The 13,740-nt window shown below is 62.2% G+C and carries 14 protein-coding genes, 1 pseudogene and 1 riboswitch; of the genes and pseudogenes, 8 read left to right on the top strand and 7 right to left on the bottom strand.

All coding sequences use genetic code 11. The annotated features are described in order from the left end of the window. Positions 1–134: 134 nt before the first annotated feature. From THEVEDRAFT_RS07580 to sdaAA, 3 genes are read left to right on the top strand one after another with little or no spacing between them, the layout of a single operon-like run. The gene (locus THEVEDRAFT_RS07580; RefSeq protein WP_006584136.1) at positions 135–530 is read left to right on the top strand and encodes a response regulator; all 396 of its coding nucleotides are present in this window, start codon (positions 135–137) and stop codon (positions 528–530) included. A 44-nt stretch (positions 531–574) separates the two neighbouring features. After that, entirely contained in the window at positions 575–1,252 is a 678-nt protein-coding gene (gene sdaAB / locus THEVEDRAFT_RS07575) for an L-serine ammonia-lyase, iron-sulfur-dependent subunit beta (protein ID WP_006584135.1), read from the top strand. Further along, positions 1,249–2,121, top strand: a complete 873-nt coding sequence (gene sdaAA / locus THEVEDRAFT_RS07570) for an L-serine ammonia-lyase, iron-sulfur-dependent, subunit alpha (protein ID WP_006584134.1) — start codon at positions 1,249–1,251, stop codon at positions 2,119–2,121. Before sdaAB ends, sdaAA begins: the two co-directional genes overlap by 4 nt. Before the next feature lie 70 nt (positions 2,122–2,191). Here sdaAA and sfsA read toward each other — a convergent pair whose 3' ends face one another. Continuing rightward, complete coding sequence (gene sfsA, locus THEVEDRAFT_RS07565; RefSeq protein ID WP_006584133.1) at positions 2,192–3,358, bottom strand: DNA/RNA nuclease SfsA; 1,167 nt, start codon at positions 3,356–3,358, stop codon at positions 2,192–2,194. Between the two features lie 141 nt (positions 3,359–3,499). Next, the gene (gene arcC, locus THEVEDRAFT_RS07560; protein WP_006584132.1) at positions 3,500–4,456 is read right to left on the bottom strand and encodes a carbamate kinase; all 957 of its coding nucleotides are present in this window, start codon (positions 4,454–4,456) and stop codon (positions 3,500–3,502) included. 210 nt (positions 4,457–4,666) lie between these two features. Between arcC and THEVEDRAFT_RS07555 the strand changes: the two genes are divergently transcribed. The 5 genes from THEVEDRAFT_RS07555 (at position 4,667) to pssA (ending at position 9,566) form a co-directional block, all read left to right on the top strand. Then, positions 4,667–5,140: an Lrp/AsnC family transcriptional regulator gene (locus THEVEDRAFT_RS07555; protein ID WP_006584131.1), complete on the top strand. Its 474-nt coding sequence runs from the start codon at positions 4,667–4,669 to the stop codon at positions 5,138–5,140. 15 nt (positions 5,141–5,155) lie between these two features. Next, the gene (locus tag THEVEDRAFT_RS07550) at positions 5,156–5,671 is read left to right on the top strand and encodes a nitroreductase family protein (protein ID WP_006584130.1); all 516 of its coding nucleotides are present in this window, start codon (positions 5,156–5,158) and stop codon (positions 5,669–5,671) included. 108 nt (positions 5,672–5,779) lie between these two features. Then, positions 5,780–8,230: a DNA gyrase subunit A gene (gyrA, locus tag THEVEDRAFT_RS07545; protein ID WP_006584129.1), complete on the top strand. Its 2,451-nt coding sequence runs from the start codon at positions 5,780–5,782 to the stop codon at positions 8,228–8,230. Further along, positions 8,230–8,847 (top strand): phosphatidylserine decarboxylase, encoded by a 618-nt coding sequence (locus THEVEDRAFT_RS07540; protein ID WP_006584128.1) that lies wholly within the window; start codon positions 8,230–8,232, stop codon positions 8,845–8,847. The genes gyrA and THEVEDRAFT_RS07540 overlap by 1 nt, the downstream gene beginning before the upstream one ends. Then, positions 8,844–9,566 (top strand): CDP-diacylglycerol--serine O-phosphatidyltransferase, encoded by a 723-nt coding sequence (gene pssA / locus THEVEDRAFT_RS07535; RefSeq protein ID WP_006584127.1) that lies wholly within the window; start codon positions 8,844–8,846, stop codon positions 9,564–9,566. The genes THEVEDRAFT_RS07540 and pssA overlap by 4 nt, the downstream gene beginning before the upstream one ends. A gap of 100 nt (positions 9,567–9,666) precedes the next feature. Here pssA and thiT read toward each other — a convergent pair whose 3' ends face one another. From thiT to THEVEDRAFT_RS10150, 5 genes and pseudogenes are all read right to left on the bottom strand, one after another. Further along, a complete protein-coding gene (thiT, locus tag THEVEDRAFT_RS07530) occupies positions 9,667–10,176 on the bottom strand; it encodes an energy-coupled thiamine transporter ThiT (RefSeq protein ID WP_006584126.1) in 510 nt (169 codons plus the stop codon). Positions 10,177–10,281: 105 nt separating this feature from the next. Continuing rightward, a riboswitch (TPP riboswitch) is annotated at positions 10,282–10,388 on the bottom strand. 39 nt (positions 10,389–10,427) lie between these two features. Then, positions 10,428–11,750: a UDP-glucose dehydrogenase family protein gene (locus tag THEVEDRAFT_RS07525; protein WP_006584125.1), complete on the bottom strand. Its 1,323-nt coding sequence runs from the start codon at positions 11,748–11,750 to the stop codon at positions 10,428–10,430. Positions 11,751–11,856: 106 nt separating this feature from the next. After that, a complete protein-coding gene (locus THEVEDRAFT_RS07520) occupies positions 11,857–12,747 on the bottom strand; it encodes a polysaccharide deacetylase family protein (protein ID WP_006584124.1) in 891 nt (296 codons plus the stop codon). 7 nt (positions 12,748–12,754) lie between these two features. Next, complete coding sequence (locus THEVEDRAFT_RS10155) at positions 12,755–13,171, bottom strand: GDP-mannose 4,6-dehydratase (RefSeq protein WP_050802104.1); 417 nt, start codon at positions 13,169–13,171, stop codon at positions 12,755–12,757. 73 nt (positions 13,172–13,244) lie between these two features. Beyond that, positions 13,245–13,697, bottom strand: a pseudogene (locus THEVEDRAFT_RS10150) (NAD-dependent epimerase/dehydratase family protein); the annotation flags it as partial. Between the last annotated feature and the right edge of the window lie 43 nt (positions 13,698–13,740).

Raw genomic sequence — 13,740 nt, 5'->3', positions numbered from 1 at the left:
CCGTCGACATGCGTGAACGCTTCAAGCGGATTATATCACCGGTGTAATCCTAAGTTTCCATGCCCCGGGTGATTATGCCGGTGGGTTGGATGGTAAAATCAAAGGGTTAACAGGGTTTTCGGAGGAGGGGGACGGTGCGTTTTCTGGTAGCGGAAGATGACGTGAGCAGCAACCGCCTTTTTCAGATCTACCTTTCTGAACTGGGGGAGTGCCGCAGCGCCCTTGACGGCGCGGAGGCCCTTAAGCTGTTCGAGGAGGCGGTGAACGGCGGAGATCCCTTTGACGCGGTCCTTTTGGACGTCCTCATGCCTCAGATGGACGGGGTGGACGTTTTCAGCCGCGTCCGTTCAATGGAGGCCCGGTTGGGTTTGGCTCCCACGCCGGTGGTCTTCCTCTCCGCCCTCGGGGAAGAGGATGTGCTTGGGGCGGTGGAAGGGGATCCCCTTGTGGCGGTGGTGCGCAAGCCGGTTTCCAGGGGTACCCTCAAGGAGGCGCTGGATAGGCTCTTAGGTTCCCCCGGAGGTTCTTAGCCGTAGGGGTTGATGAGTTATCGCATCCCGTTGGAGGTGTTCTAATGGCTTTGGAGGAGATAGTGGGTCCCGTGATGGTGGGGCCCTCTTCGAGCCACACCGCTGGGGCGGTGAGGCTTGGCAACCTCGCCAGGCTCTGCTGGGGCGGGGAGGTACGAGAGGTTGACCTATTCCTCAGGGGCAGCTTTGCTGCCACCTTCTGGGGACACGGCACGGACAAGGCCCTGCTGGCGGGGATCATGGGGTTCTCCCCCAGCGATGAATCCCTTAAGGACTCGTTCAGGATAGCCGCGGAGCGGGGTCTCAAATACCGGTTTCACGCGGAGAAGGTGGATGGAGCCCATCCCAACTCGGTTCGTTTTGTCATGAGGGATGACGACAAGGTCATGGAGGTTGTGGGGGCCTCCCTGGGCGGCGGGGCGGTGGAGCTGCAGGAGGTGGACGGCTTCAGCCTCAGGGCCTCCGGAGAGCTTCCCACCATGATCACCTTTCACCGGGACGAGCCGGGGGTCATAGCGGCGGTGAGCGCCATCCTGGCGGAGGCGGGTATAAACGTGGCGTCCATGAACGTTCACCGGCAGGGGCGCGGCAAGGGGGCTGCCATGGTGCTGGAGTTGGATGCCCTGCCTTCGGAGGGAGTGGTGGAGCGGATAAGCAGATGTCACGGGGCCATAAGGCGGCTGCTCCTGATACCTTCCCTCGGAGAGGAGGCCGCAAGATGAGGTCCTTCGAGGCGATCCTGGAGAGGGCGAGGAGCCTTCCGCTCCCGGAGGCCGTGCTTTCCATGGAGGAGGAGGAGCGGGGTGTACCCAGGGATGTGGTGTTGGAGCGCATGCTCTCCCGCCTTCGGGAAATGAAGGCCTCGGTGGTGTCGGTGGAGCAGCGTCCCCCGAGGGCCAAGCTGGTGGGGGGGGAAGGGGAGCTGCTGGAGAGCTTCAAGCGCTCCTGTTCCCCCCTGTCGGGGGATTTCGTGAGCCTCGCCTGCTCCATATCGATGAAGGTGGCGGTGGGGAACGCCTCCATGAGGCGGATAGTGGCCTGCCCGACCGCCGGCAGCTGCGGAATAGTGCCGGGGGTCCTGGGGGCTTACTCCAGGACCAACGAGGTGTCCGAGGAGGAGCTTCTCAACGGGCTCTTGGTGGCCGGCGCGGTGGGGGCTGTCATAGCCGAGCGGGCCACGCTGGCCGGGGCGGAGGGAGGGTGCCAGGCGGAGTGCGGTGCCGCCGCTGCCATGGCCTGTGCCGCCCTGATCCAGCTCAGGGGGGGGTCCCCGGAGGCGGTCTTCCACGGCGCCGCCTTGGTCCTCCAGTCCATAATGGGCATGGTGTGCGACCCCGTGGCGGGCCTTGTGGAGGTCCCCTGCGTGGTGAGAAACGGCACCATGGTGGGGGTAGCGGCCCTGTGCGCCGACATGGCCTTGGCGGGGATCAGATCCACCATACCGCCGGACGAGGTGGTCGACGCCATGGCGGCGGTGGGCCGGGCCCTTCCCTCTGCCCTTCGGGAGACCTCGGAGGGAGGCCTTGCGGCCACCCCGACGGGGCAGCGCATAGCAAGACAGCTGCTGGCGGAGGCCCCGAGGCTCGATTGAGAATTGATAGAGGTCCTGAGGGACCGCTTGTGAAAAAGAAAGGATAAGGGAGCCGGCGAGGCCTGGGGTGTCAGGGTTTGACCGGACACCCCAGGCCTATTAGGGATCTTATGTGGAGCACTGCCTCAAAGACCTGGGTTGACGGATCCTCTTGGAAGTGGAAGAGGTGGCTTTCGCAGCCGCAGTCGGATGACCCGAACCTGGCTATACCTCGTCCCCCCAGCCTGGCCATCCGGTCCGCAAGCAGGCACTCCAGCCTTAGGTCGGCCCTTATGGGGAAGGCCCGCTTTGCGGTGCACAGGGACGACAGGTAGTCCACGTGCCATCTCATGGTCTTGTGCCCCCTTAGGTGCCTTGCCATCCTGCTAGTAAGCCCCCCCATGCCGGATCCCACGTATACGTAGTATCCCCTTTCGAAGCGGATGACCCCTAGGGCCCCCACCTCCGCATCGGTGTCCTCCTCCAGTTTCATTATCACGCAGTAGCTTCCCCGGTCCGCCATATGGGGTATTGCGGGTTCGATGGGTATCGGGATCTCCACCGGTTCTGCCAGGAGCTCAAGGGATGGGGACATGGATATGCCCGCCGCCATCAGCCTTACCCCCCTTTTGGAGGCCTCCACGAAGGCCCCGGCGAAGTCCGGGTCCGTGTGCCAGTCCGGCAGGAACGCCTTGGGGGCGGTGGACTGAACAAGGAACAGGACCCCCTTTTCCATGTGGTCCATCTCAGCCAGGTGCCGTAGGTGTTTCGTGCCCCTTTCGGAGGGGGCGTCCGGGAAGAACGCCGCAAGGGAGTTGAACAGGGTGCAGCACTTGACCTCCAGGACCATGGGGGAGGAGGGGCCCTCCAGCAGGAGGTCGAAGCGGCTGTGGTGGTAACGGACCTCCCGGGCGGTCACCCTGAAACCCTCCAGCTGGGGTATCAAGCCCCGGTCTATCAGGGCTTCCGCCACCCGGTTCATCCTCACCGTGTCCAGGTGGACGAAGTCCCCGTTTCGCAGTGTGCCGTGTATCTTGTAGCGCTTGGCCCCCTGGGATGGGAGCAGGTACACGGTCTGTCCCGGGAAGAGCAGTTCCAGGAGCCTTCCTGGGTTTGGCAGGTGGGCCTCTGCGGTTTCACCGTCCACCATGACCTCCGCCACGAAGCGGTTTAGGCGCCGTAAGAACCTGCCCTCCACCGGGGCCGGGTTTCCCAGCTCGCTGAATTTTATGGGGTAGCTTGGTTTACAAAGCCCCATCGGGATCTTTATATCTCCTTGGAAGTTGGGATTACGTTCCTAATTTTACCTTATCGATGGGATTTATAAGGGAAAGGGGGCCGGCGGCCGGCCCCCTGCTGATTAGGTCCCTTTGGTGGTGCTTGGGATCGATTTTCTGGCTTACGCCATGGTTATGACGGTGCCCTCCCGGCCCTCCAGGGCGTCCACCGCCTTGTAGAGAGAGGTGATGATGGCCTTCTTGCCAGGGAAGGTCCTGGCGAACTTGACCGCCGCCAAGACCTTGGGGAGCATGCTCCCGGGGGCGAAGTGCCCCTCCTCCATGTACTTGATGGCCTCCGCCACGGTCATGTGGGAGAGGTCCTGCTGGTTGGGCTTCTTGAAGTTTATGCAGACCTTGTCCACCTCGGTGAGGATGAGGAGGATGTCCGCCTCGATCTCCTCCGCCAGCTTCTCCGCCGCCAGGTCCTTGTCGATCACCGCCGCCACGCCGGAGAGGGAGCCGTCCATGTTCTCAATCACCGGTATGCCGCCGCCGCCGGCGGTCACCACGATGGTGGTGTCCCACAGCCTCTTGACCGCGGATATCTCGGCGATCTTCTTGGGCTCCGGAGAGGCCACGACCCGTCTCCAGCCCCGGCCCGCGTCCTCCTTCATGACGTAGCCCTTCTCGGCCATGAGCTTCTTGGCCTCCTCCTCGGTGTAGAAGGGGCCTATGGGCTTCGTTGGGTTCTTGAACGCCGGGTCGTTGGCATCCACGACCACCTGGGTCACCAGGGTGACCACCGGGATGTTGAGGTTCCGGTTCCTCAGGGCGTCACGGAGGGCCTGCTGAATCTGATAGCCTATGTAGCCCTGGCTCATGGCGCCGCACACGTCAAAGGGCATGGCGGGGGTCTCCGGGTTCATCTGGGCGGCGATCTCCTGTCCCAGCACTATGCGGCCCACCTGGGGACCGTTGCCGTGCACCACCGCCATCTCGTACCCCCTCTTGCTTATCTCCGCCAGGTAAGTGGCGGTCTTCTTCACCACTTCAAGCTGGGCCTCCGCGGTGGGCGGGGTGCCTGCCTCCTGGAGGGCGTTGCCCCCCAAAGCTACTACTACCTTAGTGGCGGCCATTACGTATCACTCCTCATTACCTTAGGATATGGGCTATTCTAAACCCAAAGGGCATTTAAGTTCAATATGATCTTACAACAACCTGGGGTTTAGGGTTGCCATGATTTGATAAAAGAGATTTGGCAAAACCGGGAAATACTGTATTATTTTAAGTGGGAGTGCCGGCGTGGCCGGAGGGCTGTGAAAAATTAAGGAAGCGGGGGAAGGGACATGCAGGTGGAGAAGTGCCTTGACGAGATAGGCCGCAAGATACTTAGGGCTCTTCAGGAGGACGCCAGGATATCATACAGCGAGCTCGGCCGTAAGGTGGGTCTTTCATCGCCCGCCATAGCGGAGAGGATAAGACGAATGGAGAGCGCGGGGATAATAAAGGGCTACAAGGCCATCGTGAGCCATGAGAAGCTGGGTTTTCCCATAACCGCCTTCATAAGGATAGCCATCCCCGCAAGCCGCATTCACGAGGCAGATCAGATAGCGGAGCGCATCCCGGAGGTGCTGGAGTGCCATCACGTGACCGGCACGGACGGCATAATCTTGAAGGTGGTGGTGTCCTCGGTGGGGCACTTGGAGGAAGTGGTTAACCAGATGGGTTTCTACGGTCAGACCACCACTTCGGTGGTCCTCTCCACCCCCATAGCCAACCGGGTGGTGGAGCCCGCCATATCCCAGAAGGAGGAAGATTGAGGAGGAGGATCTACTATGAACCAGGCCATACAGGCGATACTTTCAAGGCGCAGCATAAGGCGTTTCACCGACCAGGAGGTGGGGGAGGAGGAGATAAAGCTCCTTCTTGAGTGTGCCTGCGCCGCCCCCAGCGCGGCCAACTCGAGGCCCTGGCACTTCGTGGTGGTGACCGATCGGGGACTGCTGGACCGCATGGGGGAGGCCCACCCGTACGGCAAGATGCTGTTCGAGGCCCCGCTTGCCATAGTGGTGTGCGCAGACCCCACCAAGAGCGATTACGCCGCCCGGTACTGGGAGGAGGACTGCTCCGCCGCCATGGAGAACATCCTGATCGCCGCCACTTCCCTGGGGCTTGGCTCCGTGTGGCTCGGGGTGAAGCACTCCCCGGAGAGGGAGGTCGCCATGAGGGCCATCCTCTCGGTCCCCGATCACGTGGCGATAATGGGCATAGCCGCCATAGGCTGGCCGGGGGAGAGCAAAGAGCCCCACAGGGGCATAGACGACGGGGTGGTTCACAGGAACCGCTGGTAAGGGCTTTAGCCTTTAATCTAAGGACATCCATTAGATGGTAAAATCTAGGTTCACCCCTCGGTGATCCACCGGGTGGGTGTTCCATTTCTTTTTGTTCGGAGGCAAGTCATGGAAAAGGGCAAGGAAGGTTCCGACCTCTTCCAGAAGGTGATCCCCCTTTCTCTGGAGGAGGAGATAAAGCACAGCTACATAGACTACGCCATGAGCGTCATAGTCGGCAGGGCCCTGCCGGACGCCAGGGACGGTCTTAAGCCGGTGCAGCGGCGGATTCTGTACGCCATGAGGGAGCTGGGGCTGAGGCACAACCAGCCCTTCAAGAAGTCCGCCAGGGTGGTGGGGGAGACCATGGGTAAGTATCACCCCCACGGCGACGCCGCCATATACGAGACCATGGTTAGGATGAGCCAGGACTTCAGCATGAGATATCCGCTGGTGGACGGGCAGGGGAACTTTGGTTCCATAGACGGGGATCCCCCGGCGGCCATGAGGTACACCGAGGCCCGCCTCCACGCCCTGGGGGAGGAGATGCTGGCGGACATAGACGAGGACACGGTTGATTGGCTCCCGAACTTCGATGAGTCCCTGGAGGAGCCGGCGGTGCTCCCCAGCCGCATACCTAACCTTCTGGTGAACGGCAGCACCGGCATCGCGGTGGGCATGGCCACCAACATGCCTCCCCACAACCTCCGGGAGGTGGTTGACGCATGCTGCGCCATGCTTGACAACCCGGAGGTGGAGATAGGGGAGCTCATGTCCCTGATGCCCGGCCCGGACTTCCCCACCGGCGGTGTCATCCTGGGAAGGGACGGCATCGTGGACGCCTATGCAACCGGCCGGGGGAAGATAACGGTTAGAGGATGCGCCGAGATAGAGGACGCCAAGCGGGGCAAGAAGGCCATCGTGATAACCCAGATCCCATACATGGTCAACAAGTCTACCCTCATCGAGACCATAGTGGACGGGGTTCAGAAGGGACAGCTGGACGGCATAACCGACGTGAGGGACGAGTCCAACCGGGAGGGCATAAGGTTGGTGCTGGAGCTCCACAGGGACAGCGATCCCCATCTGGTCTTGCGGCAGCTTTACTCCAGGACCCAGCTGCAGACCACCTTCGGGGTGATCAACTTGGCGCTCGTGGACGGACGTCCCGTGGAGCTGGACCTCAAGGGGCTCCTCCAGATATTCATAGACCACCGCAGGACGGTGGTCCGGCGGCGCACGGAGTACAGGCTTAGGAAGGCGGAGGAGCGGGCCCACATATTGGAGGGGCTGGTCAAGGCCCTGGGGATCATAGACCGGGTGATAGCCCTCATAAGGTCTTCCTCGGACCCCGCGGTGGCCAAGGGGAGGTTGGTGGAGGAGCTCTCCTTCTCGGAGGCCCAGGCCCAGGCCATCCTGGACATGAGGCTTCAGCGGCTCACCAGCCTGGAGATCCACAAGCTTCAGGAGGAGCTCGATGAGCTCAGGGGCCAGATCGCCTGGTACCGCAGGATACTGGAGGACTCCTCGGAGCTGGACGGGGTGGTTCGGAAGGAGCTTCTGGAGGTCAAGGCAGCCTACGGGGATGAGCGGCGCACCGTGATAGAGGACTCGGTGGACGACGTGTCCGCCGAGGACCTGATCCCCGAGACCGAGATCGTGGTGGCCATGACCAGGGACGGCTTCATTCGAAGGATGCCACTGCAGGACTACCGCTGTCAGTCCAGGGGAGGCAAGGGGGTGAAGGGAGCTTCCACCAAGGGGGACGATGAGGTTTCCCTGGTGGCGGTCACCACTACCCACCGCACGTTGTACCTCTTTACCGACCGTGGCAGGGTCTTCGCCCTCAAGTGTCTTGCCCTGCCGGAGCCCAAGAGCGGCCGGGGCAAGCACGTGGGAAGCTTCATCTCCCTTGACGAGGGTGAGTCGGTCGTGACCTTCCGGGACAGCGTGATGGAGAGAGCTAAGTTCGTGTTCCTCTTGACTCGCATGGGGCTTGCCAAGCGGCTTCCCGTCGCGGAGCTGGAGGGTATAACGAGGGCGGGGCGCCGGATACTTGGGCTCGAGGACGGGGACACCATAGCCAGGGTACGGTTCACCGGCGGCGACGACGAGCTGCTGCTTACCACCGCCAAGGGGCAGACCTTGAGGGTCAGCGAGGAGGAGTTCCGTCCCCAGGGTAGGGCTGCGAAGGGCGTCAAGGCCATAAAGCTTGAGGAAGGGGACGCGGTGGTGGGCTGCGACGTGATAATCCCGGGCCGCCAGGTGCTCTTCATAAGCCAGCTGGGGCTCGGCAAGAGGACCCCCTACGAGGAGTTCACCACCCATCACCGGGGAGGCATGGGGGTCAGGGCCATGAGGCTCAACGATAAGACCGGGGACCTGGTTGGTGCCTGGGGTGTGGCGGAGGATGACGAGCTCATGGTGGTAACCTCCCGGGGAAGGGTGATCCGCATGGCCGCCCGGGAGATATCCACCTTGAGCAGGATGGCCACCGGTTCCACGGTGGTGCGCCTGGACGAGGGGGACTCCGTGGCGGACGTCACCGTCATCCGCTGTTCTGTGGAGGAGGAAGGGTGATGATAAACCGGCACGGTCTTCCCTCGGTGGGAGCGGTGGTCTTCATGATGGCCGGCGCCTGGCTGATATCCAGGCCCCTGTCCTTCGCCCTGGCCCTTCCGCTGTTGTTCCTGCTCTGGTTCTACCGGGACCCGGAAAGGCGTCCCCCGGAGGACCCCGCCCTCTGGGTGAGCCCCGCGGACGGGAAGGTGGTGGAGCTGGAACAGGTTAACGACCCCGTGGTGGGGCCTTCCACCAAGGTGGGCATATTCATGAGCCCCCTGGACGTCCACGTGAACCGGATGCCCTTTGAGGGGGAGGTGTTCCACCTTCGCTACGTGCCGGGGCGGAAGTGGCTGGCCTTCGAGCCCAAGGCCTCTGAGAACAACGAGAGGCTTTACGTGGGGGTGAGGACCCCCCACGGGGATGCCATGCTGGTGCAGATAGCGGGTCTGCTGGCAAGGCGCATAGTGGCATGGGCACCCGTTGGCTCTCGTTTCTCCCGGGGGGATCGTTATGGTATGATAAAGTTGGGGAGCAAGGTGGACCTTTACCTGCCGCCCTCGGTGGAGCCTTTGGTGAAGCTGGGGCAGAGGGTGAAGGCCGGAGAGACCCCGGTGGGAGTGGTGAGAAGATGAAACGCAGGTTGAGGAAGGACCTTCCGTTCCGCAAGATAGTGCCGAACATGATAACCAGCGGCAGCGTGCTCTGCGGCTTCATGGCCTTGGCGCTCACCTACTACGACAGGTTCCTGCCTGCCGCCTGGCTGGTGTGCGCTGCGGTGGTGTTCGACTACATGGACGGGCGGGTTGCCCGCATGCTTGGGGGCAGCAGCGACTTCGGGGTTGAGCTGGACAGCCTGGCGGACGCCATAAGCTTTGGAGCGGTCCCGGCCTTCATGGCCTACGGGGCCTACGTTGGTCTTGAGGGGGGGCTCTTGGGGGTGCTTAGCGGCGCCTTCTTCACCCTCTGCGGGGTTTTGAGGCTCGCCAGGTTTAACGTGACCCACGTGGTGGGGCCCTTTCAGGGGCTTCCGATCCCCGCCGCGGGGCTTACGTTGGTGTCCTTCATAATGGGGGGAGTGAACCTGCCCTGGTGGTCTGCCTCCTTGGCCATGGCGGCCCTTGGGGGGCTCATGATATCCAGCGTACCCTACGGCAACCTCAAGAAGGTCCACCGGGGGAACCTCAACAGGGTGAGGGCCCTTTTGCTGCTGGGCCTCCTGGGGGGCATGGCGTTGGTTCTGAGGGAGAAGGCCCCCTTGGGAATGTGCCTTACGTACGTGCTGAGCGGGCTCTTGCGGTTCGACTGGGGGGCTTGGCTCACCGGTTCCAGGACGGCGAAGAACGAGATTTGATTGCGAGATACGTCAAAGAGGGGCGCCCCTGCGGGCGCCCCTCTTTCGTGGCGTGGAACTGTAGGCCCTCCCGTATGAACCGGGTCCTCGTTTTGATCCCCTAAACCCTGTTCTTCAGCCTTCTCGCGAGCGGTATTGCCAGGGCCATGGATATGGCAAGGGATGGCACCAGGAAGGTGGCGTTGTAGGTGAGCGAATAGGCCCACACGTTGGCCCCCTTGGGCGCGAAGGAGGCGAAGAACAGCACCCCGGACAGCACGTGGCACCCGAGCCTCAGGAGCCCCGCCAGGGCCATGGAGAGGATAAGCCCCAAGCCCCGGTCCTTGAGCCCCGCGGCTCCTAGGATCCCGAAGGCCAGGGGATAGTCCAGCACCGCTTGCAAGGGGTTCACCACGTATCCCTGCAGCATCATCTGGAGCAGCCCCGAAGCGGCGCCGCATAGGGCTCCGGCCCTCACCCCCCTCAGGGCCGCGAAGGCCAGTATGGGCACCATCTCAAGGGTTATGGAGCCCCCCTGGGGCATCTGGAACACCTTGAGGAACGACAGGGCCACCGACATCCCCGCCGCCAACGCCCCCTCCGTGATGACCTTAACAGCACGGCTTTCCAAAGCACATCTCCTCCTGTCCTTTCAAGCTCATACCAGAACCGGTACTGCCCCGGGGACGGAAAAAAGCCGTCCCCGCATCGGGGACGGCGTCAGCTCCTTGGGGTTTTCAAGGGTTCGGCACCTTCCCTTCGCCGGCATTACCCGGGTCAGGTTCTAGGGGTCGGGGACCCTTCAGCCCCCCTCTCAGCCCTTTGGCTCCCCCGATGCTTCGTAGAAGATTTAAACCCATAGGACCCCTTTGGTCAAGGGTTTCAAGCGTTGGGGCGTCCTATACCGTAGTAAGTGAAGCCCAGACGCCTCATCTCGTTAGGGGAGTACTGGTTGCGGCCGTCGAAGATGACGGGGCTCAGCATCTCCTCCTTGATTCGCTGGAAGTCCGGCTGCTTGTACATGTCCCATTCGGTGACCAGGGCCAACGCGGATGTCCCTTTGAGGGCCTCGTACTGATCCTCCACGAAGGTGACCCCGTTTCGGCCCGCCAGGATGTGCTTGGCCTCCTCCATGGCCTTGGGGTCGTGGACCCTTACGGAGGCCCCGGCGCCGAGCAGGTCCTGTATGAGCACCAGCGAGGAAGCCTCCCTCATGTCCGACGTGTTGGGTTTGAAGGACAGTCCCCAGATGGCGAAGGTGAGCCCCGATATGTCCTGCCCGAAGTGGCGAAGCACCTTTTGGAAGATCAGGTGCTTCTGGGCCTCGTTAACGTCCTCCACCGCCTGTAGTATCCTGGGGGAGTATCCGTGCCTCAACGCGGTGTGTCTTAAGGCCCTCACGTCCTTGGGGAAGCAGGATCCCCCGTAGCCGCAGCCGGGGGATATGAAGGCGTAGCCTATGCGGGAGTCGGAGCCTATGCCGAGACGAACCCGCTCCACGTCCGCCCCCACGAGCTCGCATATGCGGGCCATCTCGTTCATGAAGGATATCTTGGTGGCCAGCAGGGCGTTGGCGGCGTACTTGGTCATCTCCGAGGACCTTATGTCCATGCAGAGCACCTTCTCGGGGGGAAGGAAGGAGTACAACTCCTTTAGGATCTCCTCCGCCTCTTTCGAATCGGTGCCTATGACCACCCTGTCGGGGTTCATGAAGTCCGATACCGCCGCTCCTTCGCGCAGGAACTCCGGGTTGGAGGCCACGAAGAAATTTATCTGCCCCCCCCGGGCCTTCAGCTCCTCCGCCACCGCGGACCTCACCTTGTCGGCGGTCCCCACCGGAACGGTGGACTTGGTGACCACCACCATGGGATCCTCCATGTGCCTGCCTATCTCCCTTGCCACCTGAAGGACGTACTGCAGGTCCGCGCTGCCGTCCACGTCCGACGGGGTCCCCACGGTTATGAAGCAAACCTTGGAGCCCTTTATGCCCTCCTCAAGGCTGGTGGTGAAGTGAAGCCTGCCGGCGGTGCGGTTGCTCTTTATTATCTCCTCCAGCCCGGGCTCGAAGAAGGGAACCCGGTCCTGGTTTAGGGATGCTATCTTCTCCTGATCCACGTCCACGCAGGTCACGTGGTTGCCGTACCCCGCAAGGCACGCTCCGGTCACCAGCCCCACGTAGCCGGTGCCTATAACAGATATCCTCATGAGCTGCTTACCTCCGTGTGGCCGGGGCCTTGCGCCCCAAGCCTTTTGATTTTAAGCCTGATCCCGGTCCCTTCGCCGCTGCCGGGTCTTGGGAGTGGGGAGCTGGTTAATCGGTCTTCTGAACCGCCAGGGTCCCCGCTCGGCCCTCCACTGTACCATCCGCCACCTGGCACCGGGGAAGCTCGTCCCGGGTCATCTTCGATACGAACGACAGGGGAACACACCGCACCCCCTGATCCAAGGCACCCCTCAAGAACTCCTCGAACACATGTATCTGGGACAGCCCCTCCATCTCCGCGTGCAGGGTGAACACGTTGAGCCCTTCCTTTAGACAGCCCAGCAGGTGCTGGGCCATGGCGCTGCCCCTAAGGCCGTTGGTCCCCATTATCTCGTCCATGGTGGGCATGGTGGTGGGGATCTCCACGGTGCTGAACAGTTTCCTGCCGAACCGGGGTATGTAGGGGAAAAGCCCCCGGGTGTTGCTGGTGTAGTCCAGTCCCAAGGAGTCCAGCACCATCATCGCATCGATGTTGATCTGCCACCCCGGGGCGGCGAAGGCCTTGGGGCGCCGGCCCGTGTACTGGTAGAAGAGATCGAAGGCCCTCTTGAGCTCCGCCTCTATGGTGGTAACCGGCATCTTGTTTAGCCCGTCCTGCCACTTCACGTGGTCCCAGGCGTGGATGCCGAAGTCATGCCCCCTTACCACCGTCTCCTTGAGGAGTCCCGGGAACGACTGGGCGATCATGGGGGCCTTTATGAGGGTTCCGTAGAACAGGGTTTTGAGGCCGTAGGTGGAAGGGGCCTTGGTCCTCAGCATCTTGGATATGAAACCCTTGCGGAAGATCCTCACTATGGCCTTCCCGGAGTTGTCCGGTCCCATGCTGAAGAAGAAGCTGGCCTTCACGGACAGCCTGTCGAACAGGTTGAGGAGGTTCAAAACCCCCTCCCGGTGACCCCGGAGGGTGTCCACGTCCACCTTTAGGGCCAGTACCTTCATCGGCGCATCACCTCAGGTAGTAGTCCACCGTCTTCCTCAGGGTGTCCCTAAGGGAGAGCTTGGGCTCCCAGTGGAGTTTGTTCACCGCCTTGGCTATGCTGGGGAGGCGGTCCTTGACGTCCTCGTAGCCCTTGCCGTAGTGCTCCTCCCCGGAAACCTCCACTATCGGCACCTCCAGGACGTCCTCGTAGCCCTTGACCCTTGAGACCTCCTGCCGCAGGGCCTCCGCCACCTCCCGCACCGAGTGGTTGTTCTTGGGGTTGCCCAGGTTGAATATCTCCCCCACCGAGGCCTCCGGCTGCTTCAGTATGGCCATTATCCCCATTACCCCTTCCTCGATGTCGGTGAAGCTCCTGCGCTGGGTGCCTCCGTTCACCAGCCTCAAGGGTTCCCGGCGCATGAGGTTGCCCAGGAGCTGGGGCACCAGCCGGTTGCCCGTTGGGGGTGCGAGGATCGTCCTGCCTTGGGCCTATCCAGTTGAAGGGCCTGAACAGGGTGAACGGAAGCCCCTTGGACTGCCCGAGCGCCCAGATCACCCGGTCCATCATCTGCTTGCTGCAGCTGTATATCCAACGCACGTTCCGTATGGGACCCAGGACCAGGGGGCTCTCGTCCTCATTCAGCTCCGGGTCCGGGGACATGCCGTACACCTCCGAGGTGGAGGGGAACACGACCCACCGCTTTGCCTCCGCACAGGCCCTTACCACCTTGAGGTTCTCCTCGAAGTCCAGCTCGTAGGTGAAGAGGGGATCCTCTATGTACATGGCGGGCCTTGCTATGCCTGCCAGGGGGACCACCGCAAAGCTGTCCTTTATGCCCTCTTGTATCCAATCCCAGGCCTTGGACATGGGGGCCTCTTGAAAACGGAAACGGGGGTTGCCCATCAGATGCTCCAGGTTGTCATGCCTTATGTCCAGGGCCAGTATCCCCCAGTCGGTGTGCTCCAGCACTTTCTCGCACAGGTGGCTGCCGATGAAGCCGTTGGCGCCGAGG

Origin of the sequence: Thermanaerovibrio velox DSM 12556 (assembly GCF_000237825.1) — a bacterium.
Lineage (GTDB): Bacteria > Synergistota > Synergistia > Synergistales > Synergistaceae > Thermanaerovibrio > Thermanaerovibrio velox.
Note: the sequence above shows the minus strand (reverse complement) of the source record. Positions and strands in the feature narration are given on the sequence as shown.

Excerpts from the sequence above, each read along its gene's own strand:
- THEVEDRAFT_RS07520 (WP_006584124.1), bottom strand. The coding sequence starts at position 12,747 with ATGAAGGTACTGGCCCTAAAGGTGGACGTGGACACCCTCCGGGGTCAC.
- THEVEDRAFT_RS07550 (WP_006584130.1), top strand. The coding sequence starts at position 5,156 with ATGAACCAGGCCATACAGGCGATACTTTCAAGGCGCAGCATAAGGCGT.
- THEVEDRAFT_RS07540 (WP_006584128.1), top strand. The coding sequence starts at position 8,230 with ATGATAAACCGGCACGGTCTTCCCTCGGTGGGAGCGGTGGTCTTCATG.
- pssA (WP_006584127.1), top strand. The coding sequence starts at position 8,844 with ATGAAACGCAGGTTGAGGAAGGACCTTCCGTTCCGCAAGATAGTGCCG.
- arcC (WP_006584132.1), bottom strand. The coding sequence starts at position 4,456 with ATGGCCGCCACTAAGGTAGTAGTAGCTTTGGGGGGCAACGCCCTCCAG.
- THEVEDRAFT_RS07555 (WP_006584131.1), top strand. The coding sequence starts at position 4,667 with ATGCAGGTGGAGAAGTGCCTTGACGAGATAGGCCGCAAGATACTTAGG.
- sdaAB (WP_006584135.1), top strand. The coding sequence starts at position 575 with ATGGCTTTGGAGGAGATAGTGGGTCCCGTGATGGTGGGGCCCTCTTCG.
- sfsA (WP_006584133.1), bottom strand. The coding sequence starts at position 3,358 with ATGGGGCTTTGTAAACCAAGCTACCCCATAAAATTCAGCGAGCTGGGA.
- THEVEDRAFT_RS07525 (WP_006584125.1), bottom strand. The coding sequence starts at position 11,750 with ATGAGGATATCTGTTATAGGCACCGGCTACGTGGGGCTGGTGACCGGA.
- sdaAA (WP_006584134.1), top strand. The coding sequence starts at position 1,249 with ATGAGGTCCTTCGAGGCGATCCTGGAGAGGGCGAGGAGCCTTCCGCTC.
- gyrA (WP_006584129.1), top strand. The coding sequence starts at position 5,780 with ATGGAAAAGGGCAAGGAAGGTTCCGACCTCTTCCAGAAGGTGATCCCC.